Below are 24,687 nucleotides of genomic sequence, written 5' to 3' on the forward strand. Positions count from 1 at the left end.
TTGACGAAGCCTGCCATACGGGCATGGCGCAGCGCATGACCTGGCAAGAACAACAGCTTCCCGAAGAACATCCCCCCGTGCGTTCGGGCAAGGTGGGTGTCCTGCTCGTCAATCTCGGCACGCCGGAGGCGCCCACGGCTAAGGCGGTGAAGCGCTATCTGGGCGAGTTCCTGTCCGACAAGCGCGTGATCGAGATACCGCAGATCGCCTGGCAGCCGATCCTGCGAGGGATCATCCTGAATACGCGACCCGCCAAATCGGCCGAGGCCTACAGCAAGGTGTGGAGCGACGAAGGCTCTCCGCTCGCCGCGATCACGAAGGCGCAGGCCGAAGCGATGCAGCGCGCCTTCGGCGATGCGGTGCAGGTCGACTGGGCGATGCGTTACGGCGCGCCTTCGATCCCCGACCAGCTGAATGCCCTGCAGGAGTCAGGGTGCGAGCGTATCCTGCTGGCGCCGCTCTATCCGCAATATTGCGCGGCGACGACCGCGACCGTGGTCGACAAGGTGAACGAGTGGCTCGCCGCGCAGCGCTGGCAGCCGAGCTTGCGCACGCTGCCGCCCTATCATGACGACCCGCTCTATATCGACGCTTTGGCTGCCGATATCGACCGCCAGCTCGGCACGCTGGATTTCGATCCCGAGCTGCTGCTGATGAGCTTTCACGGCATGCCCGCGCGCACACTGCAGCTGGGCGATCCCTACCACTGCCACTGCCAGAAGACCGCGCGGCTGCTGGAAGCGAAGCTGGCCAGACCGGGCCTGCGCTTTCGCACCAGCTTCCAGTCGCGCTTCGGCCCTGCCAAGTGGCTGGAGCCGGCAACCGACGCCGTGCTGGAGGAAGAGGCGCGGGGCGGCACGAAGCGGCTCGCCATCGTCGCGCCCGGCTTTTCCGCCGACTGCCTCGAAACGCTGGAGGAACTGGCGATCCAGGGGCGCGAACAGTTCACCGATGCAGGCGGGGAGCAGTTCGCGGCGCTTTCCTGCCTCAACACGTCCGACGCCGGGCTGGCGATGCTCGAAGCGCTGCTGAAGCGCGAATGTGCGGGGTGGATTTGAGCGGCTGGATTCGGCTCGGAAAATAACTTACATTGGGGTCAATAAGGAGAGAGGACACCCCATGGCCACGCTTGCCGCCCATCAGCCCGCAACCGAGCGCCCGACGCACTGGAAAGAGGATAATCCGAGCCCTTCGGACCTCTCGCACATTCCGGGCGAAACGGGCCTGCCCGTCGTAGGCAACACCTTCAGGATGCTGGCCGATCCGCCCGCCTTTACCAAGGCGATGGTCGAGAAATACGGGCGCGTTTACCGCAACAATGCCTTCGGCGGGACGACCGTGGCGCTGATCGGCGCGGACGCGAACGAACTGGTGCTGTTCGACCGCAAGAAGATCTTTTCCAGCGAGCAGGGCTGGGGCCCGATCCTCGACAAGCTGTTCCCGCGTGGGCTGATGCTGATGGATTTCGACCATCACCGGGCCGACCGCAAGGCGCTGTCGATCGCCTTCAAGCCAGAGCCGATGCGCCACTACGTCGGCAGCCTCAACCGCGGCATCGCCGACCGGATGGAGGAATGGGGTGCGGGCCCCATGAAGTTCTACCCCGCGATCAAGCAGCTCACGCTCGATCTTGCGGCGGACAGCTTCATCGGCATTCCCTTCGGCGAGGAAGCGGACAAGGTGAACCAGGCCTTCGTGGACATGGTCCAGGCCTCGGTCGCGCCGATCCGCCATTCGCTGCCCTTCACCAAGATGAAGAAGGGCACCGACGGGCGGAAATATCTGGTCGAGTATTTCACCCGCGAGACCGAACGCCGCCGGGCCGAAGGCGGCGGGCAGGACATGTTCAGCCAGTTCGCCACCGCGACCCGCGACGACGGCGAGCTGCTGCCGGTCGACGAGGTGGTCGACCACATGAACTTCCTGATGATGGCCGCGCACGACACGATTACCTCGTCCGCCACGTCGCTGGTCTATTACCTCGCCACGAACCCCGAATGGCAGGACAAGCTGCGCGAGGAACTGCGCGCGATCACCGGCGGGGAAGGGCGCGCGCTGGGGTACGAGGATCTGGCCAGGGCCGAGCTGACCGAGATGGCCTTCAAGGAAGCGCTGCGGATGATGCCGCCCGTTCCCTCCATCCCGCGCCGCGCGCTGGAGGAATTCGAATTCCACGGATACCGCATACCGGCGGGCACGCCGGTGGGCGTGAACCCCACTTTCGTCCACAACGACCCGGAAATCTGGGATAACCCGGAAAAGTTCGATCCGATGCGCTTCACGCGCGAGGCGGAAAAGGCGCGGCACAAATATGCGTGGGTGCCCTTCGGCGGCGGGGCGCACATGTGCCTGGGCCTCCACTTCGCCTACATGCAGGTGAAGATCATGATGGCGCACCTGCTGACCCGCTACCGGGTCGAGGTGGCGGAAGGCTACGCGCCCGACTGGCAGGCATGGCCGATCCCGCAGCCCAGGGATGGCTTGCAGATCGTGCTGAAGCCGCTGGCCTAGAGCGCTGTCCTAGGCGTCAGAAATCGATGGCGATCCCGTCCTTCACCCAGTCGCCATAACGCGTGGGGCTGAGGCCCTTGGGGTCGTCCTCGCTGGCATCGATGGGCTCGGGCTGCGGCGCGGGATCGTCGCTCCAGTGCGCAGGCTTCTTGAAGTCTTGCGGGCGTTCGGTAGCGCGTTTCATATGAGAGAAATGATCCTGTTCGCACCCGGTTTCAAGCATGACTAAAGCCGGTAAGCCCAAAGGCGGGGCCGACGTGCCCGGCCTGCCAGCCCGCCGCGCGGCGCTGCGCATGCTCGATGGCGTGCTGCGCCGGGGCGAAACGCTGGAGCAGAACGAGACGGCAGCGCTCCACGGACTGCCCGCCCCCGATGCGGGGCTGGCGCGCGCAATCGCAGCGGAAACCCTGCGCTGGCTGGTCGATTTCGACGCGCTGATCGACAGCGCGACCCGCGAAAACCTGCCGGAAGATGCCAAGCCGCGCACGGTGCTGCGGCTGATGCTGGCGCAATGGCTGCGGCTCGACACGCCGCCGCACGCGGTGGTCGCGACCGCGCTGCCGCTGCTGTCGGGCGGGCCCAAGCGGCTGGCGCACGGCGTGTTCGGCGCGCTCGCAAAACGCGGTGTCGAACTGCCCGGCGCGCCCACATTGCCGCCCGCTGTGGCGGGAAGGTGGGGGGAGCGCGCCGGTGCCATCGCCGCCGGCCTCGCCGAACCGCCGCCTCTCGACCTGACGCTGCGCGATCCCTCGCACACCCCCGAATGGGCGGTGAAGCTGGGCGCGGACAGCCTGATGCCCAGCCACCTGCGCCTCTCGCGCGGGCAGGCGGTGCACGGGCTCGAAGGGTTCGAGGATGGCGCATGGTGGGTGCAGGACCTTGCCGCGTCGCTTCCCGCGCGCCTGCTGGGCGACGGTCAGGGCAGGCGCGTGCTCGACCTGTGCGCCGCGCCCGGCGGCAAGACGCTGCAACTGGCGACGCAGGGGTGGCAGGTCACCGCGCTCGATATCTCGGCCAAGCGGCTGAAGCTGCTCGAGGAAAACCTCAAGCGTACCGGGCTGGAAGCCGAGGTAATCGCCGCCGATGCCTTCAAGTGGGAGCCTGAGGCGCCCTTCGACGCGATCCTGATCGACGCGCCGTGCACCGCCACGGGGACCGCGCGCCGTCACCCCGACGTGCTCCACCGCATCGGCCCGCGCCAGATCGCCGACCTCGCCGAAGTGCAGGCACGCCTGATCGAGCGCGCGAGCGGCTGGCTCACGCCCGGCGGCGCGCTGGTCTATGCGGTGTGCTCGCTCGAGAGCGAGGAAGGGGAGGAGCAGGCGGAGAAAGTCTGGCTCCCGCGCGAGCCGATCAGCGCGGAGGAACTGCCCGCAGGCCTGTCACCCACCTCAAAGGGAACCGTGCGCACCGACCCCGGAATGCTGCCCGAACACGGCGGCCTCGACGGGTTCTTCATCGCCCGCTGGCGCAACAGTTAGCCACATAACTCCCTCCCCTGGGGGAGGGGTCGGGGGTGGGGGCTCTGCGCCACCGGCCTCGGCACACCCCCACCCGACCTTCGTCGAGGGGGAGGGGGATGGTGTGGTCCTCGTGGCGTGGTGGCGGACGGAAGTGAAGTGTCTGCTACTAGGCGGAAAACAGACAGAGCATGTCAACGGTTGCGACGGTCTGCGAAATAGCGCCACGCTGATTTGCGATAATCTGGGTCGCCTGTATCGAACTCGATAGACTCGAAGGGTATGGGGGCCCTCCGCCATCGTTGGGTCCAGCGGACGAAACGCACCTCCTGCTCGGGCGAGGTGAAGATGAGTCCAATCAGCACTGCCCAGCAAATAGGCACGATGGTGCCCAATATGCCGAGCAAAACGACATACTGGCTCCCGTTTCTGGAGAGCGGAAGTTGACGGACGATGCCTTCCGTCCGCTCGGGATAGATTACGGCGAGCGCCAACAGAACACTGAGCACCGAGGCAATCAACGTGAGCCGAACAATCGCTCGAATCTTCTGATCTTGATAGTTCAACGCGTTGCTACCTGTGCTTCACATCGAATGAACTAAAGCACGGTCACGCGATGTCCACAACGGGGCCGAAGCTGCTGCTCCAAATCTCTTTCTTGTCAGACCGTCGCGCGTACGTCCCAGTATCAATTTCAAATGCAGCCCCCCAAAGAAAAACGGCCTCCAGGCATTCGCCCGAGGCCGCTTCTCGTTTCCTCAGGCCGCATCGAACTGCGGCCCGTCACAAGGCTCGCGCGAGTTAAGCGGCTTCCTTGATCTCGACCAGCGTCACGCCGAAGGTCAGGTCTTCGCCTGCCAGCGGGTGGTTGCCGTCGGCCTTGACCGAGTTGTCGTGCACTTCGGTGATGACGAGCTGGATCGGCTGGCCGTCCTGGCCCTGCGCGGAAAGCTGCATGCCCGGCTGCGGTTCGGGTTCGGGCGGCAGGTTCTCGCGCGGCACGTCGATCACCAGTTCCTCGCGGCGCGGGCCGAAGGCGTTGTCGCTGTCGATCTTGACCTGCTGCACGGCGCCGACTTCCATGCCGTCGAGCGCGGCTTCGATCTGCGGAAAGATTTCCTGCTTGCCGAGCGTGACGACCTGCGGGCCGCTTTCCTCGGTGTTGCCGACCACCTGGCCGGCTTCGGTCTTGACCACGAAATCGATGGCGACGGTGTCGCCGTTCTTGGCTGTAGGCATAAGGTATTTCCTCTCTGACTGAGGGGTGAGGGCGGCAGTAATATTGCGGCCACGGGAATATTCGATGCGCTCCAACGTGGGGCCATCCGCGCGAGGCGCAACCCCGAAGTTCGAATCCGCCTATAAACGCGCTGTCCTACAGCCACGCAGGCGTGCCATGCCCACGCCATGCGCCACGATACGAAAACGCCGGTCGGACCCGTCTTTTTCGACGTCCGAACCGGCGGTGGTTTTTTGGCCCCTGGACACTGTGTCAGGTGTGGGAATAGGGCGAGGGACTCAGGCGTCGTCCTTCACGTATTTCTGGAAGCTCTTGCGCAGCTTCATCAGCTTGGGCGGGATCGTCGCCTGGCAATAGGGATTGCGCTGGCCTTCGCCGTCCCAGTAATCCTGATGATAGCCTTCCGCCGAATACCAGGTGGCGGTTTGCTGCCCATCGGACATGCCTTCGATCGTGGTTACGGCCATCGCGCCATTGGCGGCGTTCCAGCGGCCGATTGCGGCCTCGGCTTCTTCCTGCTGCTTCGCGTCGAGCGGGAAGATCGCACTGCGGTACTGCGTGCCCACGTCGTTGCCCTGCCGGTTGAGCTGGGTCGGGTCGTGCGTGCCCAGAAACATGTCGAGCAGTTCGGCATAGCTGATCGTGTCGGCATCGTAGGTGACCTTCACCGCCTCGGCATGGCCGGTCTTGCCGGTGCAGATCTGCTTGTAGGTCGGGTTCTCGGTCTCCCCACCGATATAGCCGCTTTCGACGCCTTCCACGCCGATCACGTCCTTCATCACGGCTTCGGTACACCAGAAGCAGCCGCCTGCGAAAATCGCGGTTTCGGTCATATCGTCGTTCTCCTTTGGCCCGCAGATAGGAAGCGTGGCCGCGATTGCCATCACCCGACCTTGGTGCAGCTTGCCATGCCTCGGTAGCACCCTAGAATGATCCGCACACATCACTCCGGGGGAGAATATCCGATGCGCCGTTTCACCAGCCTTGTCGCGCTTGCCGCGCTGACCGTAACCACGCCTGCTCTCGCCGATCACCATGGCGGTGCGATGATGGGCGAAAGCCATGCGCACCACCACGCGCTGAAAGAGGCGATCGCCGCCGATGCTCGTGGTGAGGACGCCGCACGCGACCAGTGGCGCCACCCGTTCGAAACGCTGGACTTCTTCGGCGTGAAGCCGGGGATGACCGTAGTCGACTACATGCCCGCAGGCGGCTGGTACACGCGTATCCTGGTGCCCTACCTCGGCAGCGAAGGGCGCTATGTCGGCCTGACGCCCGATCCGGCGGCAGCGGATGCAGCCCGCTTCGGCGAGTATTTCGGCGGTCTGCCGGGCAAGTTCCAGGAGGTCTCGCCAAGCTGGAACCTCATCGGTGCGCCGATGAGCGTCTATGCCTCGCAGGATGTCCCCGAAACGATGGAAGGCACGGTCGACCGGGCGCTGATCTTCCGGGAAATGCACAACCTGCTGCGCTCGGGCGTGCTTTATACCGAACTCACCCGCATCCGCTCGATGCTGAAGGACGACGGGATGCTCGGCATCGTGCAGCACCGCGCGAACGAAGACGCGCCGGGCGACTATACCAATGGCTCCAAGGGCTATCTGCGGCAGGAAGACGTGATCGCGCTGGTCGAGGCGCATGGCTTCGAGCTGGTCGGGATGAGCGACATCAACGCCAACCCCGCCGATCCCGCCAACTGGGAAGGCGGCGTGTGGACGCTCGCCCCAAGCAATAGCGGCAATGTCGCCGATGCGGCGCCGGTGGGCGAGAGCGACCGGATGACGCTGCTGTTCAGGAAGCGCTGAGCGCATGCAGGCAGCGTTCATTCGCGCGTCGTCAAGCGAGCGGTTTGACGTCGTAACAACGGGATGATTGCCGTGCGAAAGACCTGCCTGCCCCTGATCGTGACGCCGCTGGCGCTTGCCGCCTGCAACGAAGCCTACGACCCGCGCGGGGTCGACCACGACGAGACACTCCTGTCGGTCAGCGCGACGGGTGAGTCCGAAGTCCGCCCCGACGAGGCGTTCTTCCAGGTGGGGGTCGAGAACTTCGCTCGCACCGGCAAGGCGGCCAGCGATGCCAATGCGGAGGATATCCGCGAAGTCGTGGCGGCGCTGCGCGAGGCGGGGGTGCCTGCGGACGATATCCAGACGCGCACCGTGGGCATCCAGCGGATCCAGTACGGCGACCGCAAGGGCCAGTACCAGGCGAACAACATCGTCGCGGTGACCGTGCGCGATATCGAGAAGGCGGGCGATGCGGTGACTGCGGCGACCGAAGCGGGCGCGAACGTGTTCTCCGGCCCGGACCTGCGCATCTCCGACAGCGAGAAGGCCGCCAACACTGCGTATGGCGAGGCCTTCAAGGCCGCGAAGGCGCGCGCGCAGGCCTATGCCGATGCGGCCGACATGGAGATCGCCCGCGTCCTGACCATCCGCGATGGCGGCGGCGCGCAGGGTGGCCGGTACATTCCCGGCGCGCCGCCGCCGCCCCCGCCCCCCGTGGCGCCGGTGGTGCGCACGCAGGCCATGCCCGAAGAGCAGGCGGGCGGGGTGATCCAGCCCGGCCAGACGACCAGCCGCGTCTCCGTGCAGGTAGACTTCGCGCTGGTGCCCAAGTAACCGGCGGCCATGCGTGAGATTACCGTAGCCGCGCTCCAGCTGGCGCTGGGCGCACAGGACGAGGCAGAGAATATCGAGGCGGTTTCCTCCCTGGTGGAGGAAGCGGCGTCTCGCGGCGCGCAGGTGGTCCTGCCGCCCGAGCTGTTCGATGGGCCCTACTTCTGCAAGGTGGAGGACGAGGCGCTGTTCGCCCGCGCCGCGCCTACTGCCGAGCATTCCAACGTGCGTGCAATGGCAAAGCTGGCCAGGAAGCTGGGCGTGGCGATCCCGACCAGCTTCTTCGAGAAGGATGGGCCGCACCACTACAACTCGCTCGCGATGATCGCCCCGGATGGCGAGATCATGGGCGTCTACCGCAAGAGCCACATCCCCGACGGGCCGGGCTACGAGGAGAAGTACTACTTCCGCCCCGGCAATACCGGGTTCAAGGTGTGGGATGTCTTCGGAACGCGGATCGGCGTGGGCGTATGCTGGGACCAGTGGTATCCCGAAACAGCGCGCGCGATGGCGCTGATGGGGGCGGAACTGCTTTTCTATCCCACCGCGATCGGCTCCGAACCCTATGACGCCGAATTCGACACCAGCCGCATGTGGCAACGCGCAATGCAGGGGCATAGCGTGTCGAACTGCATGCCGGTGATCGCGTCCAACCGGATCGGCGTGGAAGACGGGCAGGCCTTCTACGGACACAGCTTCATCACCAACGAATGGGGCGACAAGCTGGTCGAGTACGGGCGCGAGGAAGATGGCGTTCTGGTCGCCACGCTCGACCTCGATACCGCAGCGAAACACCGCGCAGGGATGGGCTTCTTCCGCGACCGGCGGCCCGAGCTTTACGGTCGGCTGGCGCAGGACGTGTGACCTGAGCGAGGCCTACCTCATCGCGCTCGGTTCCAACCGCCGGCATGGCGTCTACGGAGGTCCGCGGGGGGTCGTGCTCGCGGCAATGGAGGAGCTGTCGGCGCTGGGCACCGTGCGCGTCCGCAGCGCGGTGATCGACAGCGCTCCGATCGGCCCGGCGCGGCGCATTTTCGCCAACGCGGTGGCGGTGCTGGAAAGCGATCTCTCGCCGCCCGCCCTGCTGCGCGCGCTCAAGCTGCTGGAGCGCGAGTTCGGACGCAGGCGCGGCAGGGCATGGGGCGACCGGGTTCTGGACCTCGACATCGTGCTGTGGTCGGGCGGAGTGTGGAACGCGCGCGACCTGCGCATCCCCCATCCCGGGCTGGTGGAACGCGCCTTTGTGCTGGACCCCGCAACCGCCATCGTGCCGGAGTGGCGCGATCCGGATACCGGGTTGAGTCTTCGCCAGTTGCAGGCCCGCTTGACCCGCCCGCGCCCCCTCCTTAGGGAGCCGGCTTGGTCGGGCCGTTAGCTCAGTCGGTAGAGCAACTGACTTTTAATCAGTAGGTCGCTGGTTCGAACCCAGCACGGCTCACCATCCTTCCCGCCATTTTGCGCCGCTCTAGGTAGAGCCCCTGAACTGACAGGGGCGCAGATTGCGTCCAAGCTCCTCTCCGGGTCGCATACCTACTCGGGGGGAGTAAGATGGCGAGTTTACTGGCCGCGGCCCTGCTGGTCGCAAGTCCCGTATCTTTTGCAGATGGCCCTGGCGTCGAGCCGTCTGTGCCGGTGCAGGAACACCTTCCTATTCGCGAAAGGATGGCCGTACGCAGCGATGCCGGATCCGATCTGGCAGTGGTGCCGGGTGGAGCGACCGGCGATGTTCAAGGCAGCCCTCAGGAATCTCCTGCAGCAGAGCCTGGACGCGAAGAGGACGATGCCGCCGAGCAGGTCCGGACGACGACTGTCGTCGAACAGCCGGACAAGGACTTCATGGGGATCAAGTTCGGCGTCGGCGTGGCGTTCACGCTCGACTGGGGCGGGCAGAGCCGCGTCAAGGATGCCGAACTGGTCAACAACATAGTTCGGGTAACGGAAAGCCAGGACGGCGAGGCGCGCGTCCTGCTGGAGGTTCACCATTTCTGGCCGCTCGGCACCGGGGACTCCGAAAAAGCGCTTTATGGGGTAGGGCCGTTCGTCTCCGTCCAGCCCGGCTCGGACGATGTGATCGATTCGCTCGGCATCGGCGTGATGGTGGGCATGCGGCGCAACGCCAAGTCCAACAGCAGCCTGAACATCGGCCTGGGCCTGATCGTCGATCCGAACTCGCAGCTGCTGGGAGACGGCATCGTTGCCAACCAGCCGCTGCCGGCCGGGGAGACAGCGATCCGCTACAAGACCGAGTACGAGACGGGCTTCATGCTGATGGCCTCTTTCTCCTTCTAGATGGCGCCGGAGCCCCCGGGGCGGAATTTGTCGCCACCCTCGGGGCCTGGCTCCAGCCCGACCACCGCGCTCCTAGTAGCCGCTGGCCTGCCCGTCCTTGCGCATCTCGGTCGCACCGACATAGACGCCGGTTTCCGGGTCGCGGGCGATCGCCTGGTAGCCGCCGAAGGGAATGCCGGTGGTTTCCACCTCCACCTTGTGGCCCATCGTGCGCAGCGCCTCGACCGTGGCGACAGGAACACCGGGTTCGACCATCAGCGTGCCCAGATCGTCGATCTCGACACTGTCGGCCGGGCTGCCCGCCAGCGCGTCGGTCGGCTGGCGGCCGCCATCATGCATCAGCCGCGCGGCATCGCCAGCTTCCTGCAGGTTCATGCCGTAGTCCACCAGATTGACGAGGATCTGCACATGCCCCTGCGGCTGCATCCCGCCGCCCATCAGGCCGAAGCTCATGAAAGGCTTGCCGTCCTTCTTCACGAAGGCGGGAATGATCGTGTGGAATGGCCGCTTGTTCGGCTCATACGCATTGGGATGCGCGGGATCGAGGCTGAACAGCTCGCCTCGGTCCTGGAACATGAAGCCCAGCCCCGGCGCGACCAGCCCGCCGCCCATGCCGCGATAGTTGGACTGGATCAGGCTGACCATCATCCCGTCCCTGTCGGCGACGGTCAGGTAGGTCGTGTCGCCTTCACCCTCCAGCTTGGGTTCGCGCATCGGCTTTCCGGGGCCGAAAGCGGGCGTTGCCCGCGCAGGATCGATCAGGGCGAAGCGTTCGCGGCCATACGCGTCGCTCAGCAGGCCTTCCGGCGCGGGCGCGAAATCCGGATCGGCGTAAAACCGCGCCACATCCTCGAACGCCAGACGCTTCGCTTCGGTGATGTAATGGATGACCTGCGGCGATCCGCGATCCCACTGCGCAAGGTCCACGTTCTTGAGGATGTTGACCATCTGCAGCGCGGCAAAGCCCTGCCCGTTGGGCGGCAGCTCGCACAGCTCGTAGCCCTTGCGGTAACCGACGCAGGATACATCGACCCATTCGCTGTCGTGTCTGGCGAAATCTTCCAGTGTAAAGGCGCTGCCCTGTTCGCGCAGATAGTCCACGATGATCCGCGCGGTCTCGCCCTCGTAGTATTCGTCGCGGCCATTGGCTGCGATCCGTTCCAGCGTGTCGGCGAGATCGGGATTGCGGAACATCTCTCCCGGTTCGGGGGCATCGCCGTCGGCGAACCAGGTCGCGCGGGCATTCTCGAAGTCGAAATCGAACCGTTCGAGGCGCGCTTCGTAGGCGGCCAGCGAGCGCTCCAGATACATCGAAATCACCGGGGCTACCGGGTGGCCTTCGCGCGCGTACCGAATCGTGGGCGCAAGATTATCCGCCATGGAAAGCTTGCCGAACCGCTCGTGCAGGTCGAACCAGGCATCCACGGTGCCGGGTATCGTGATCGGCAGCGGGCCGACCGGGGGAATCGCCGTGGCACCGGGCCCAAGCTTTTCTTTCAGCTGGGCAAGAGTTTGGCCCGATGGGCTGCGGCCCGATCCGTTGATGCCGTAAAGCCGGTCGGTCTTCGGATCGTAGACGATTGCAAACAGATCCCCGCCGATGCCGTTGCCGGTCGGCTCCATCAGGCCGAGCGCCGCATTGGCCGCAATCGCCGCATCAACCGCGCTGCCTCCGGCCTTGAGGATATCGAGCGCGATCTGCGTGGCGAGCGGATGTGCGGTCGCAGCCATGCCGTTGGCAGCGGCAACGGGAGAGCGGCTCCAGTCCGCACCGACCGGCCTTGCGCCGGGGCCGATGGCCTGTGTCGCCTCCTCCGTCGTGTCGGCGGTGTTGATCGCAGGCGGCGTGGCCTCCTGGGCGAGGGCGGGGCAGGCGATAAGCGCGCTTGCCGCCAGGAAAGTCGAAATAGGTCGCACGACACCTCTCCTTCGTAAGGCCTGTGGACGCAGGCTAGGGCATGGGTGGGGTTTACAAAAGGTCGCGATGCAACAACAAGCAGGCCAGCTTTGGTCCCGACCTTCGCACGCGCAACATTTCGCATTGAAATTTCGCGTGCCATGGCCAATGCTATTATAAGGATGCGCCGGAGGGGGCGCAGACTTTCCGAAACGCTAATCTTGACGCTTGAAACTGGGCCGGTCCGATAGAACGTAATTCAACCAATAAATTCGTCGAGCGCGAGCAGGCCTATCCGGCCAAGCGCGACCCCGAAAGCCGTCGCGCCGACTTCCTGGAGATCGGCGCGCCTTTCGCGGACGAAGAGGCGCAGCGCCAGGCGGGCCGCTGCTCGCAATGCGGCGTGCCCTACTGCCAATCGCATTGTCCGCTGCACAATCACATTCCCGACTGGCTGCGCCTGACCGCGGAAGGCCGCCTGCGCGAAGCCTACGACCTGTCTGCACGCACTTCCACCATGCCTGAAATCTGCGGCCGCATCTGCCCGCAGGATCGCCTGTGCGAAGGCAATTGCGTGATCGAGTTCTCTGGCCATGGTGCCGTCACCATCGGCAGCGTCGAGAAATATCTCGGCGACAATGCGTGGAAGGAAGGCTGGGTTCGCCCGATCGAGCCGGGCCCTGCAACCGGGCAGTCGGTCGGCATCATCGGGGCTGGCCCCGCCGGGCTGACCGCAGCCGAATACCTGCGCCGTGCGGGCCACGAGGTGCACGTGTACGACCGGCACGACCGCGCAGGCGGCCTGCTGATCTACGGCATTCCCAACTTCAAGCTGGACAAGAGCGTGGTCGACCGGCGCGTCGCCCGGATCGAAGAAGGCGGCATCCACATTCATCGCGGAGTCGAGGTGGGCGCAGATGTGACCCTGTCCGAACTGCGCGAGCGCCACGATGCCATCTTCGTCGCAACGGGCGTGTACCAGTCGCGCGAGCTGACGGTGGACGGCGCGGACAAGAACGGCGTGATCCGCGCAATCGATTTCCTGACTGCGTCCAACCGCAGCGGGCTGGGGGACGAAGTCGCAGCGCACGCCGATGGCAGCCTGCTCGCCAAGGATCGCAACGTGGTCGTGATCGGCGGGGGCGACACTGCGATGGACTGCGTGCGCACCGCCGTGCGCCAGGGCGCGGCCAGCGTGAAGTGCCTCTATCGCCGCGACCGGGAAAACATGCCCGGCAGCCGCACCGAAGTGGCGCACGCGGAGGAAGAGGGCGTCGAATTCCTGTGGCTTTCCGGCCCCGCCTCAATCGAGGGGGGCGAGCGGGCAGAGAAGGTGCAGGCCAATCGCATGCAGCTGGGCGAACCCGACGCCGATGGTCGTCGCCGCCCGGTGGTCGACCCCTCCAGCAGCTTTGCGCTCGACGCCGATCTGGTGATCCTGGCGCTCGGCTTCGAGCCGGAGCCGCTTCCGGCGATCTTCGGAGAGACCGGCCTGAACGTGGACCAGTGGGGCACGCTGGAGTGCGATGAAAACATGATGACCTCGCTCCCCGGCGTATTCGCGGGTGGCGATATTGCGCGCGGCGCCAGCCTGGTGGTGTGGGCCGTACGCGACGGGCGCGACGTGGCCGAGCATATCGAGACCTATCTCGCCGCCGAACGCAAGCCGAGCGCAGCAGCAGCATGACCAAGCAGGAACTGGAAGCGCTCCGCCTCGCGGCGGAAGGAATGTACCATGCCGATAGCGAGCACGATGCCTGCGGCGTCGGGCTGATCGGCGAGGTGTCGGGCAAGCCGACGCGGCGGGTGGTGGATGCGGCGATCGATGCGCTGTCCTCCATCTGGCACCGCGGCGCGGTGGATGCCGACGGCAAGACCGGCGACGGGGCAGGCCTGCTGCTCGATCTGCCGGTCGATTTCTTCACCAGCGCGATTCACGCCAGCGGGCACGACGTGCGCGACGGCCGGCTGGCGGTCGGCGTGATCTTCCTGCCGCGCACCGATCTGGGCGGGCAGGATGCCTGCCGCACTATCGTGGAAGCGGAACTGATCCGCGCCGGGCTGTTCGTCTACGGCTGGCGGCAGGTGCCGGTCGACATTTCGGTGATCGGGCGCAAGGCGCGCGAGACGCGGCCCGAGATCGAACAGGTCCTGATCGCCGGGCCCGAGCCTGACGTGCAGTCGATCGACGAATTCGAAAAGCAGCTTTACGTCGTGCGGCGGCGGATCGAGCGGCGGATCGTGGAGGCCCAGTTGCAGGGCTTCTACATCGCCTCGCTGTCGGCCCGTTCGATCGTCTACAAGGGCCTGTTCCTCGCGGAAAGTCTGCCGACGTTCTATCCGGACGTCATGGACCCGCTGTTCACCAGCCGGATGGCGATCCTGCACCAGCGCTATTCCACCAACACCTTCCCGCAGTGGTGGCTGGCCCAGCCTTTCCGCACGCTGGCGCATAATGGCGAGATCAACACGATCCGCGGCAACAAGAACTGGATGCGCACGCACGAGATCAAGATGGCGAGCCTGTCCTTCGGGGGCACGGCGGAAGACATCAAGCCGGTGATCCCGGTCGGTGCGTCGGATACGGCCAGCCTCGATGCGGCCATCGAACTGCTGGTGCGCTCCGGCAAGGCGATGCCCACCGCCAAGTCCATGCTGGTGCCCGAAGCGTGGCAGGCTTCGCCCGACATGCCGGACGAAACCCGCGCGATGTATCAGTACATGGCTTCGGTGATGGAGCCGTGGGATGGGCCCGCCGCACTCGCCATGACCGACGGCCGCTGGGCGGTTGCCGGGCTGGACCGCAATGCACTGCGCCCGCTGGCTTTCAACCTGACCGATGATGGCCTGCTTGTGGTCGGTTCCGAAAGCGGGATGGTGTCGCTGGAAGATAGCCAGGTGGTCGAAAAAGGCCGGCTGGGACCGGGCCAGATGATTGCCATCGACCTGGAGGAAGGCCAGCTTCTGCGCGACGAGGAGCTGAAGTCCCGCATCGCGCGCGAGGCGCCTTACGAATCGCTGGTTGCTGGCTTCCGCGGGATCGACGATCTGCCCGATCCACCGGAAAATGCCGCGCCTTCCTTTGAGGGCGACGATCTCAGTCGGCGCCTGACCGCAGCGGGCATGACCACCGAGGATATGGAGCTGATCCTCGATGCGATGGCGCTCGACGGCAAGGAAGCCATTGGCTCCATGGGCGACGACACGCCGCTGGCCGTCATCAGCGACAAGCCGCGCAGCGTCAGCCAGTTCTTCCGCCAGAACTTCGCGCAGGTCACGAACCCGCCGATCGACAGCTTGCGCGAACGGCATGTGATGAGCCTGCGAACACGCTTCGCGAACCTGGCCAACATCCTCGAGGAAGACGACCAGAACGACAATGTTCTGGTCCTCGAAAGTCCCATCCTCACCTCGCGCGACTGGGCGCGCCTGCGCGCAGGCTTCGGCGATACCATCGGCGAGATAGACTGCACCTTCGATGCACCCGGCAAGCCGGTCGATCTGCGGCTGGCCATAGAGCGGATCCGCAACGAGGCCGAAGCGCTGGTGCGCGACGGCAAGGCGGAGATTTTCCTGACCGACGAGGCCACGGGGCCCGATCGGATCGGCGTGCCGATGATTCTGGCCGCGGCGGCGGTTCACACCCACCTGACCCGCGTCGGCCTGCGCAGCTTCACCTCGGTCAATGTCCGCTCGGCCGAATGCCTCGATACGCACACGCTCGCGGTGCTGATCGGTGTGGGCGCGACCACGGTGAACCCCTACCTCGTCGAGGCCGCGCTGCTATCCCGGCACGAGCGCGGGTTGTACGGCGACATCAGCCGCGAACAGGCGCTCGCCAATTTCCGTGTTTCGCTGGAAGACGGCCTGCTGAAGATCATGGCCAAGATGGGGATTTCCGTGATCTCCAGCTATCGCGGCGGCTACAATTTCGAGGCGGTCGGCCTCAGCCGTGCGATCACGGCGGACCTGTTCCCCGGCATGCCCAACAAGATTTCCGGCGAAGGGTACGAATCCCTGTTCCTCAGCGCGTCGGACCGGCATCGGCTTGCCTACGCGGTGCGCGATGCGCAGTTGCCCATCGGCGGCTTCTATCGCCAGCGTTCGGGCGAGGAAGTGCATGCCTGGAGCGCGGACGGGATGCACGCGCTGCAGACCGCATGCGCGACCGGCAACGAGAAGCAGTGGCGCCGGTTCGTCGACGTGGTGGAGAACCAGCACCCGATCTACCTGCGCGATCTTCTGGGTATCGACGAAGCCGACGAGCCTCTGCCGCTGGACAAGGTGGAGCCGATAGAGAAGATCCGCACGCGGTTCCTGACACCGGGGATGAGCCTTGGTGCGCTGTCGCCGGAGGCGCACGAAACGCTCGCCATTGCCATGAACCGCATCGGCGCGAAGGCCGTTTCGGGCGAAGGCGGCGAATCCGCAGAGCGCTTCACGCCGCGCGCCAATGGCGACCTCGCCAATAGCGGGGTCAAACAGGTGGCCAGTGGGCGCTTCGGCGTCACCGCGCACTACCTCAACAATTGCGAAGAGATCGAAATCAAGGTCGCCCAAGGCGCCAAGCCGGGCGAGGGCGGGCAGCTGCCCGGCTTCAAGGTGGATGAAGTGATCGCCAAGCTGCGTCACTCGACGCCCGGGGTGACGCTGATTTCGCCTCCGCCGCACCACGACATCTACTCGATCGAAGACCTCGCGCAGCTGATCTACGACCTCAAGCAGATCAACCCGCGCGCCCGCGTGTGCGTGAAGCTGGTCAGCGCGGCGGGTATCGGGACCATCGCAGCCGGCGTCGCCAAGGCGCACGCGGACGCGATCCTGATTTCGGGTCACACCGGCGGAACCGGTGCCAGCCCGCAGACCAGCATCAAGTTCGCCGGTACGCCCTGGGAAATGGGCCTCGCAGAAGTGAACCAGGTGCTCGCGCTCAATGGCTTGCGCCACAAGGTGAAGCTACGGGTCGATGGCGGGCTCAAGACCGGGCGCGAAATCGTGATCGGTGCGATCCTGGGGGCCGAGGAGTTCGGCATCGGCACGATGAGCCTGGTGGCCATGGGCTGCATCATGGTGCGCCAGTGCCACTCCAACACCTGCCCGGTGGGGGTCTGCACGCAGGACCCGCGTCTGCGGAAGATGTTTGGCGGAAGCCCCGAAAAGGTGATCCAGCTGATGGATTTCCTCTCCGAGGACGTGCGCCGTATCCTCGCCAAGCTGGGCTTTTCCTCGCTCGACGAGGTTATCGGGCGGACCGAGCTGTTGCGGCAGATCAGCCGCGGTGCCGAGCATCTGGACGATCTCGATCTCAACCCGATCCTGCAGAAGGTTCAGACCGACGAACCGCGCGTGTTCAGCATCTCCGAACATCGCAATCCCGTGCCCGACAGCCTCGATGGCGAGGTTCTGGAAGACGCGCGCGCGGCACTGGAAAAGGGCGAGCGTTTGACGCTCAGCTATCCGGTCCGCAATGTTCACCGCGCGGTGGGCACGCGGCTTTCGTCGGAAATCGTGACTCGTCATGGGCCCGAAGGCCTGCCCGACGGCACGCTCGACCTGCGGCTGACGGGCAATGCCGGCCAGTCACTCGGCGCGTTCCTTGCGCGCGGGATCCGTCTGACGATTGCCGGCGACGCCAACGACTATGTCGGCAAGGGCCTGTCGGGCGGGGAGATCGTGCTGCATCCGCCCCAGGGTGCCCCGCGTGAAAGTCAGCACAACGGCATCATCGGCAACACCGCGCTTTATGGCGCGACCTCGGGCGCGCTGTTCGCCTCGGGCAAGGCGGGCGAGCGGTTCGCAGTCCGCAACTCGGGCGCGACTGCCGTGGTCGAAGGCTGCGGCGCCAATGGCTGCGAGTACATGACGGGCGGGACGGCAGTGATCCTAGGCCCGGTCGGCAGCAATTTCGGGGCCGGGATGACGGGAGGCATGGCTTTCGTGTTCGACCCGGACGACCGGTTCGAGCGCATGGCCAACCCCGGATCGATTGTGTGGCAACGGATCGCCACCGATTACTGGCACGATCATCTGCGTGGCCTGATCGAACGCCACGTGGAACTGACCGGCAGCGACTTTGCGCGGACCCTGCTGCGCGACTGGGAGGGGACGCTGGCACATACGTGGCAGGTGTGCCCGAAGGACATGCTCGACAAGCTCGACCATCCGATCAACGGCGAGAGCATCTCGGTCGAAGCGGCGGAATAATTGGCTCTGGAAGCGTGCCGATTTCGGTCACGCTTCCAGAACGACCTCGACAATAGCGCCCGGACTGGCAGGTCATTCGGCGTGATTTGGCAGGAGGTTTCAATGAAAATGCTTACGGGATTGGCCGGTATCGCGATCATGGCTGTCGCAACCCCGGCTGCGGCTTACAACACTCCGCCCGAGGGCGAGCCCACCGGCACGCGTGGTGGCGGCTCTACCGAAGTGCCCGCACCGCCCGTGGCTCTGCTGTTCGGCCTTGCGGCCGGCGCGATCCTGGTCCGCCGCAAGATCGTCTGAACGCGAGGAGAGCCGGGACGCGCCAATCACGGCGCCATCGGCTCTCCGCCATGATCGATCTGGGCGCGGTCCTTGCCGCGCCATTGCTGAACGCGGGCCGCGGCGCGCATCTGGATGATCGCCAGCGCGGGGATCAGCAGGATCAGCAGCGCGGTCCCGAACAGGACGCCGAAGCCCAGGCTGGCGGACATCGGGATCAGGAACTGTGCCTGCAGACTGGTCTCGAAAGTGATCGGAGCTACCCCCAGGAAGGTGGTGATCGCGGTCAGCATCACGGGCCTGAAGCGTGATTTGGCCGCTTCGATCATCGCGTCTTCGGGCTCCATCCCGTTGTCGAGATTCTCGTTCAGGAAGTCGATCATCACCAGCGAGCCGTTGATGATGACGCCCGACAGCGCGATGATCCCGAACATCGAAAGGATGCCCAGAGGGATGCCGAGCAGAAGGTGCCCGATGAGCGCGCCGATCATGCCGAAGGGGATCGCTGCCATGATGATCAGCGGCTGGATGTAGGAGCGGAACGGCACCGCCAGCAGTGCATATATCACGAGCAGCGCCAGCAGGAAGGCACGACCCAGGTCGCCGAAGCTTTCCTGCTGCTCTTCCTGCTCGCCGCCGAACTCGTATTGCAGCGCGGGGTAATCCGCCTGCAGGTCCGGCATGATCTTCTCGTCCAGCAATTGCGCGACTTCCTGCCCGGTAATCGTGTCGTCATCGACATCGCCGGTGATGGTGGCAATCCGGTGCCCGTCCTCGCGGCGGATCACCGACGGCGCCTCGCCGAAGGATACGTCCGCTATGCTCGACAGCGCGACTTCGCCGCCCGGCACGCGCACGCGGTAACGTTCGATGTCGGCGATGCTGTCGCGCTCTTCCTCCGGCAAGCGGATATAGACGCGAACGTCCTCTCGCCCGCGCTGGACGCGCACGGCCTCGGCCCCGAAGAAGGCAGCGCGGACCTGGCCGGCGACGTCCTGAAGCGTGACACCTAGCGTTCTGGCGGAGGGCTTCAGGCGTAGCTCGACTTCCTGCTGACCGGCATCCTGATCGCTTTCCAGATCGAAGACGCCGCTGACACGGCCCAGTTCGGCCATCAGGCGGTCGCCCGCCTGATCCAGCACCGCATCGTCGGGATGGTTGAGCTGGACATTGATGGGCGCTCCGACGCCCAGCAGGGAAGACGATATGGACAGCGAACGGGCCTCGGGCACCTCCCCCAGTTCCTCGCGCCATGCCTCTTCGATCTGGACGGCAGACACATCCCGCTCAGCGGAAGGGACAAGGCTGAGTTGCACATTGGCGAGGTTCGGTCGCAGCGTGGTCTGCGGCCCTCCCGGGCCATTCGTGGACCGTGCCTGGCCTATCGTGGTGTACACCGCCTCGAGGAAAGTGGGGCCAGCCGTACCGTCAGCTTCGGCAGCGTCGGTCGGCGTGTCCTGATCCGCGAACCGCGCCATCGCGCGATCTGCGGCTGCTTCTATCCGCTCGGTAACTTCGGCAGTGCGTTCCACCGTGGTGCCCGATGGCATTTCGAGCGCGGCGACCACGATGTCACCCTCGATCTCCGGGAAGAAGGAGAACTTGATCAGGCCGCCCGGGATCATCGCCATGAACACGACCAGCAACGCGACCCCGCTCGCCACGATCAGATAGGGCATGGCGACGACGAAGCGCAGTGCCCTGTCGAGCGGCCCGTTCACGAAGGTCTGGAACCGCGCGTCCACCCAGGCTTGTACCCGCGCGAAGAAGCGCGTGACCGGGTTGCCCGGCTTGTGTTCGGGATCGGGCAGGGTGCTGAGGTGATGGGGCAGCACATACAGCGCTTCGATCAGCGAAAGGCTGAGCACGGCGATCACCACCAGCGGGATGTCCGCCAGAATCTTGCCGATCACACCGCCTACGGCCAGCAGCGGCAGAAAGGCGGTGACTGTGGTGGCCACCGCAAAGAACACCGGAATCTTGACGCGCTGCGCGCCGGCGATCGCCGCGCCGATCCCTGTGCGGCCCCGCTCGCGCTCGGCATAGATGTTCTCGCCGACCACCACCGCGTCATCGACCACCAGCCCCAGCGCCAGGATGAAGCCGAACAGGGAGAACATGTTGATGCTCGATCCGGCCCAGTCGAGGATGAAGATCGCACCCACAAAGGTCGCGCCGATTCCCACCGCCGTCCACGCCGCGAGGCGCAGGTCCAGAAACAGTGTCAGCGCGGCAAGAACCAGAACCAGGCCTAGCGCGGCATTCCGCAACAGCAGGCTGAGACGGTCCTCCAGCAGTTCGGAACTGTCTTCCCAGATGGCGTAGGACACCCCGGGAGGCAGATCGAAGTCTTCGGCGATCAGAGTCTTGGCCGATCCCGCCACATCCAGCACGCGCTCGTCGCTGGTGCGATAGATATCCACGAAGGCTACCGGCTCGTCATTGAACCGGGTGATGAGGTCGGCATCCTCGAACTCATCCCGAACCTCCGCGATGTCGCCCAGCCGCAGCGTCGCACCATCGCTGGTGGTGAGAACGACGATGTTCTCGAAATCCTGCTGGTCGTAGTTCTGGCCGATGGTGCGCACGCGCACCTCTTCGCTATCGGTCTCGATCGCGCCTGCCGGGCTGTCGAGGCTGGACTGCCCGACCGTCTGCGCCAGCTGCGGCAGCGAAAGACCCAGCGCACGCAGGCGCGATTGCGGCACATCGGCGTAAATCTCGTAATTGCGAACCGCCGAGGTCTCGACATAGCTGATTTCGGGAAGGGCGGCGGCGGCGTCTTCCAGCCGATAGGCCGTTTCCTTCAGCGTCCGCTCGTTCACGTCGCCGAACAGCGCGATCCGCAATGCCACCTGGCGGGTGGTCAGTTCCCGGATATCGGGCTCCTCCGCCTCTTCCGGGAAGGTCTGTATCTGATCGACCTCGGACTTCACCTCGTCCAGAGCGCGGGCGATATCGGTGCCCAGGTCAAGCTCCACATTGACCGAGCCCCCGCCTTCGGAGGCGGTCGAGGAAATCTGATCGACTCCGTCGATCGCCTCCACCGCTTCTTCCACCTTCAGCAGGATCGATTCCTCGATCTCCTCCGGCGTTGCGCCGGGATAGGTGACCGAAACAGTGATCGTATCCAGGCTGTTCTCCGGGAACACTTCCTGCACGATGGTGGTGTAGGAAAAATAACCCGCCATCAGCATCAGCAGGAGCAGCAGGTTCGATGCCACCCCGTTGCGCGCCATGAAGGCAATCGGCCCGGTGCGATCGCGCGCCCGGTCGGTCGCTTCGTTGCCGTAGCGGTCGACCGCTGCGGACTTGGCCTGCGAATCACTCACCGCGCGATTGCTCCGGCGTCGGACCTGGCGAGGGGCGCGTGCGCGTATTCATCCGCACCTGCATTCCGTCGGTCGGCGCGCGCAGATTGCTGGTCACGATCTGCCCGCCCACCGCGAGGCTTGGCGTGGTGACATAGGCGATCTCGTCCGTGCGCTGGATGACGCGCACGGGCAGGATGCGCAGGCGTCCGTCGCGTGCCACCCATACCTCGTTGCCGGGGCGCAGCGCATCGATCGGAATACGCGCGAACGGTACCGGGATTTCGCCCGCGATGCGCGCTTCGACGAAACTGCCCAGCAGCAGGGGAGGGCCCGGCGGGGCATCCTGCGCATCGTCCACCGGCTGGCCCGCCTGCAAGGGGCCCGGAACCTGAAGGAAAACGTCGATCGTGCGCGTTTCGGGATCGAGGATCGGATCCGCGCGGTCGACGAAAGCCTCCCATCGGTAGGTGATCCCGCCATATTCGAAATAGACGCTTGCCGGGATGCGGCCTGCGCCCGGGCGCAGTAGCGAGGGGATCAGCGCTGCCTCGTCTTCGGTCAGCGCAACGCGGACCTCGAAGGCATCGGTGGCCACCAGCGTGCCGAGCGTCTGGCCGGGCTGGACCAGCGTGCCCACCGCCGCGCTCTCTTCCTGCACGAGGCTGCCGAAAGGCGCTGCGATGCGGGTACGCGACAAGGTCAGTTGCGCCGCCTCCAGATTGGCGGCCGCGCGCTCGCGGGCGGCCTGGGCGGAGCGCAGCTGCGGCTCGCGAGTCGCAAGACGGCTGGGTCCGGATGCAGCAGGGTCGCTGCGATCCCCACCGAACGCCTGCCGTGCAAGCACCGTGGGCGGAAGGATGCGCGCGGCGTAATCATCGGTGTCGATCCCGGCCTGCAGCACGTCGCGCGTCTGCTGGCGCTGGGCGAACCGCTCCAACTCGTCGCGCGCGATCTCGACCTCCTCGCGGGCCTGCAGCACCGCCACGTCCTGCGCCGCGACATCCGCGCGCGCGGTGCGGACCTGGTTCTGGTAGTCGACCGGATTGACGCGGAACAGCGTGGCCCCGCGCGGGACGATGCGCCCCTCCTGGAACGCGGGATTGACGTAGACCAGGCGGCCGGAGACTTCCGCGCCCAAAGTCACGGTCTCGCGCGGCTGGACCGTGCCGCTGCCGCGCACTTCCAATGCGCCCGAGCCTTGTTCGAACGGTACGGTTTCGACCAGCGGGGCCTGCTCGACGCGTTCCTGTTCCTCCGGTTCGGGGCGCAAGGTCACCATAAGAACGGCGATCAGGACGGCTGCGCCCAGCACTCCGAGGGCGAGGATGAGCTGACGGCTCATGGCTGGGTTCCTTCCTGCGGCGCGGGGACCATGGTGACGGGATTGGAGCGGCCCGGTTCCGGCGCGAGACCCTGCGACCAGTCTCCGCCCAGCGCGCGGTGCACGCCGAGCCGCGACAGGGCCACGGCACGCCCGGCGGAGGATAGCGCCGCTTCCACCTGATAGAGCGCACGCAGTGCGTCGAGATAGCTGACGTAGTCGCCGATGCCGGCCTTAAACCTGCGGGCCTGCAGGTCGGCGGAAAATTGCGCTTCCTCTAGCTGGGCAAGGATCAGCGCATAGCGCTGCCGGTTCTCTTCGTAATCCTCGATCGCGCTGTTTGCCTCGCGGTAGGCGGTCAGAACGGTGCGCGCGTAATTGGCCGCCTGCTGATCGTAGACGGCGCGCGCCGCCTCGATATTGGCGGAGATGCGGCCGCCCTGGAAGATCGGCGCCGTAAGTCCGGCAGCCAGATTGAGCGCCCAGTTGTTCGCAATGTCGAACGCACCGGCCACGTCGCCGCCCTGGGTTCCGAGAGAGGCGGACAGCGTGATCGAGGGAAAGCGCTCTGCCCGCCGTGCACCGACGCGAGCGCGCGCAGCCTCGAGCCGGGCCCAGGCAGCGGCGACGTCCGGCCGCTGGCCGAGCAGATCGGCGGGCAGGCCCGCGGGCACCTCTTCGAACACCAGCCTAGGCGTCAGAGGGCGGGCGAGCCGGCTTTCCATCGCTTGCGGGTACTGCCTGACAAGCAGCGCCATCCGCCCATGCGCGTCGTCGAGCGCAGCTTCCTGCTGGGGCAGAGAGGCTTGCGTATTCCGCTGGTCCTGCTGCACCTGATACAGTTCGAAGCTCTGGGTCAGACCGCGGCGGAAGCGCTCTTCGGTCTGCGTCGCCCGCTCGGCAAGAAGGTCGATCGTTTCCAGCGTCAGCTCGATCTGACGCCGCGTGTCGACGATTTCGAAATAGGTGCTGATCGTTTCGGCGGCGGCAGCCAGCTGCACGCTGCGATAGTCGTACTCGGCGGCGATGGCATCGGCACGCGCGGCGGCAAAGTCGTTGCGCGCGCGGCCGAACAGGTCGATCTCGTAGGAGGCGCCAAGACCGAGCGAATAGCTGTCGTTCTCGATCCGGGTGGGTCCCTGCTGTCCGCCTCCACCGCCTCCGGCGAGCCCGCCGAAGGCGCTTCCGCTCAGTGGCGTGTTCGAATAGCTGGCGTCGCCACTGGCGTTGATGCCCGGGAGCAGCGCGGAGCGAGCCACCCGCGCCTGGGCTGCGGCCTGGGCAACCCGTGCGGATGCTTCCGCAATGTCGAGATTGTCGGCCAGGGCATCGCGCACCAGTGCGTCCAGCACCGGATCGTCGAACGCGGTCCACCATGCCTCGGGGCGATAGTCGCCCACGCTTTCGCTATTGGGAAAGTCCGCCGGGATCTGAGCGGTGAGTTCGGGCTGAGCGCGGTCGGGCGCGAGGTTGGCGCATCCGGCCAGCGAGATGGCCACGAATGCCACCGGGAGCCATGGAGGAATCACGCCGCGCATGGTCCACCTCGATACCCTC

At 65.8% G+C, this 24,687-nt stretch carries 19 protein-coding genes and 1 tRNA gene; 12 read left to right on the plus strand and 8 right to left on the minus strand.

Annotated features, from left to right (window positions below):
- The first annotated feature begins 35 nt into the window (after positions 1 to 35).
- The gene (gene hemH / locus ADAD_RS0112930) at positions 36 to 1,058 is read left to right on the plus strand and encodes a ferrochelatase (protein WP_029140129.1); all 1,023 of its coding nucleotides are present in this window, start codon (positions 36 to 38) and stop codon (positions 1,056 to 1,058) included.
- 61 nt (positions 1,059 to 1,119) lie between these two features.
- Positions 1,120 to 2,511, plus strand: a complete 1,392-nt coding sequence (locus ADAD_RS0112935; RefSeq protein WP_010414516.1) for a cytochrome P450 — start codon at positions 1,120 to 1,122, stop codon at positions 2,509 to 2,511.
- A 16-nt stretch (positions 2,512 to 2,527) separates the two neighbouring features.
- On the opposite strand, the gene ADAD_RS15990 is transcribed toward ADAD_RS0112935, so the two are convergent.
- Complete coding sequence (locus ADAD_RS15990; RefSeq protein ID WP_010414519.1) at positions 2,528 to 2,734, minus strand: DUF1674 domain-containing protein; 207 nt, start codon at positions 2,732 to 2,734, stop codon at positions 2,528 to 2,530.
- Between ADAD_RS15990 and ADAD_RS0112945 the strand changes: the two genes are divergently transcribed.
- A complete protein-coding gene (locus tag ADAD_RS0112945) occupies positions 2,733 to 3,992 on the plus strand; it encodes an RsmB/NOP family class I SAM-dependent RNA methyltransferase (protein WP_010414520.1) in 1,260 nt (419 codons plus the stop codon). The two genes, ADAD_RS15990 and ADAD_RS0112945, sit on opposite strands and share 2 nt — an antisense overlap.
- Positions 3,993 to 4,165: 173 nt before the next feature.
- Here ADAD_RS0112945 and ADAD_RS0112950 read toward each other — a convergent pair whose 3' ends face one another.
- The 3 genes from ADAD_RS0112950 to msrA all read right to left on the minus strand — a co-directional run bounded on the left by ADAD_RS0112950 (position 4,166) and on the right by msrA (position 6,044).
- Positions 4,166 to 4,537, minus strand: a complete 372-nt coding sequence (locus ADAD_RS0112950) for a hypothetical protein (RefSeq protein ID WP_010414522.1) — start codon at positions 4,535 to 4,537, stop codon at positions 4,166 to 4,168.
- Positions 4,538 to 4,772: 235 nt separating this feature from the next.
- Positions 4,773 to 5,210, minus strand: coding sequence for an FKBP-type peptidyl-prolyl cis-trans isomerase (locus ADAD_RS0112955; RefSeq protein WP_010414524.1), 438 nt, complete (start codon positions 5,208 to 5,210; stop codon positions 4,773 to 4,775).
- 279 nt (positions 5,211 to 5,489) lie between these two features.
- Positions 5,490 to 6,044: a peptide-methionine (S)-S-oxide reductase MsrA gene (msrA, locus tag ADAD_RS0112960; RefSeq protein ID WP_033193387.1), complete on the minus strand. Its 555-nt coding sequence runs from the start codon at positions 6,042 to 6,044 to the stop codon at positions 5,490 to 5,492.
- Positions 6,045 to 6,176: 132 nt separating this feature from the next.
- Between msrA and ADAD_RS0112965 the strand changes: the two genes are divergently transcribed.
- The 6 genes from ADAD_RS0112965 to ADAD_RS0112990 all read left to right on the plus strand — a co-directional run bounded on the left by ADAD_RS0112965 (position 6,177) and on the right by ADAD_RS0112990 (position 10,118).
- Positions 6,177 to 7,016, plus strand: a complete 840-nt coding sequence (locus ADAD_RS0112965) for a class I SAM-dependent methyltransferase (protein ID WP_010414528.1) — start codon at positions 6,177 to 6,179, stop codon at positions 7,014 to 7,016.
- A gap of 63 nt (positions 7,017 to 7,079) precedes the next feature.
- Positions 7,080 to 7,832: an SIMPL domain-containing protein gene (locus ADAD_RS0112970; RefSeq protein WP_010414531.1), complete on the plus strand. Its 753-nt coding sequence runs from the start codon at positions 7,080 to 7,082 to the stop codon at positions 7,830 to 7,832.
- A 9-nt stretch (positions 7,833 to 7,841) separates the two neighbouring features.
- Entirely contained in the window at positions 7,842 to 8,693 is an 852-nt protein-coding gene (gene aguB, locus ADAD_RS0112975; RefSeq protein WP_010414534.1) for an N-carbamoylputrescine amidase, read from the plus strand.
- Position 8,694: 1 nt separating this feature from the next.
- A complete protein-coding gene (gene folK, locus ADAD_RS16685) occupies positions 8,695 to 9,204 on the plus strand; it encodes a 2-amino-4-hydroxy-6-hydroxymethyldihydropteridine diphosphokinase (RefSeq protein WP_029140131.1) in 510 nt (169 codons plus the stop codon).
- Positions 9,195 to 9,270, plus strand: a tRNA-Lys gene (locus ADAD_RS0112985). The genes folK and ADAD_RS0112985 overlap by 10 nt, the downstream gene beginning before the upstream one ends.
- 107 nt (positions 9,271 to 9,377) lie before the next feature.
- Entirely contained in the window at positions 9,378 to 10,118 is a 741-nt protein-coding gene (locus tag ADAD_RS0112990; protein WP_158005194.1) for a hypothetical protein, read from the plus strand.
- Between the two features lie 72 nt (positions 10,119 to 10,190).
- Here ADAD_RS0112990 and ADAD_RS0112995 read toward each other — a convergent pair whose 3' ends face one another.
- A complete protein-coding gene (locus ADAD_RS0112995) occupies positions 10,191 to 12,035 on the minus strand; it encodes a gamma-glutamyltransferase family protein (protein ID WP_010414541.1) in 1,845 nt (614 codons plus the stop codon).
- Between the two features lie 227 nt (positions 12,036 to 12,262).
- On the opposite strand from ADAD_RS0112995, the gene ADAD_RS0113000 reads away from it, so the two are divergent.
- The 3 genes from ADAD_RS0113000 (at position 12,263) to ADAD_RS0113010 (ending at position 18,516) form a co-directional block, all read left to right on the plus strand.
- Positions 12,263 to 13,702 carry an NAD(P)-dependent oxidoreductase gene (locus tag ADAD_RS0113000; protein ID WP_029140132.1) on the plus strand — a complete coding sequence of 480 codons (1,440 nt, stop codon included), beginning with the start codon at positions 12,263 to 12,265 and terminating at the stop codon, positions 13,700 to 13,702.
- Positions 13,699 to 18,219 (plus strand): glutamate synthase large subunit, encoded by a 4,521-nt coding sequence (gene gltB / locus ADAD_RS0113005; protein WP_010414546.1) that lies wholly within the window; start codon positions 13,699 to 13,701, stop codon positions 18,217 to 18,219. The genes ADAD_RS0113000 and gltB overlap by 4 nt, the downstream gene beginning before the upstream one ends.
- Before the next feature lie 102 nt (positions 18,220 to 18,321).
- Positions 18,322 to 18,516, plus strand: a complete 195-nt coding sequence (locus ADAD_RS0113010; protein ID WP_010414547.1) for a PEP-CTERM sorting domain-containing protein — start codon at positions 18,322 to 18,324, stop codon at positions 18,514 to 18,516.
- Between the two features lie 26 nt (positions 18,517 to 18,542).
- Here the strand turns inward: ADAD_RS0113010 and ADAD_RS0113015 are convergent, their stop codons facing one another.
- The 3 genes from ADAD_RS0113015 to ADAD_RS0113025 are packed head-to-tail and all read right to left on the minus strand — an operon-like array spanning position 18,543 to position 24,638.
- The gene (locus ADAD_RS0113015; protein ID WP_010414548.1) at positions 18,543 to 21,827 is read right to left on the minus strand and encodes an efflux RND transporter permease subunit; all 3,285 of its coding nucleotides are present in this window, start codon (positions 21,825 to 21,827) and stop codon (positions 18,543 to 18,545) included.
- Entirely contained in the window at positions 21,820 to 23,151 is a 1,332-nt protein-coding gene (locus tag ADAD_RS0113020) for an efflux RND transporter periplasmic adaptor subunit (RefSeq protein ID WP_010414549.1), read from the minus strand. The genes ADAD_RS0113015 and ADAD_RS0113020 overlap by 8 nt, the downstream gene beginning before the upstream one ends.
- Entirely contained in the window at positions 23,148 to 24,638 is a 1,491-nt protein-coding gene (locus tag ADAD_RS0113025; RefSeq protein WP_237700826.1) for an efflux transporter outer membrane subunit, read from the minus strand. Before ADAD_RS0113025 ends, ADAD_RS0113020 begins: the two co-directional genes overlap by 4 nt.
- Between the last annotated feature and the right edge of the window lie 49 nt (positions 24,639 to 24,687).

It is taken from the genome of Citromicrobium sp. JLT1363 (genome assembly GCF_000186705.1).
Lineage (GTDB): Bacteria > Pseudomonadota > Alphaproteobacteria > Sphingomonadales > Sphingomonadaceae > Alteriqipengyuania.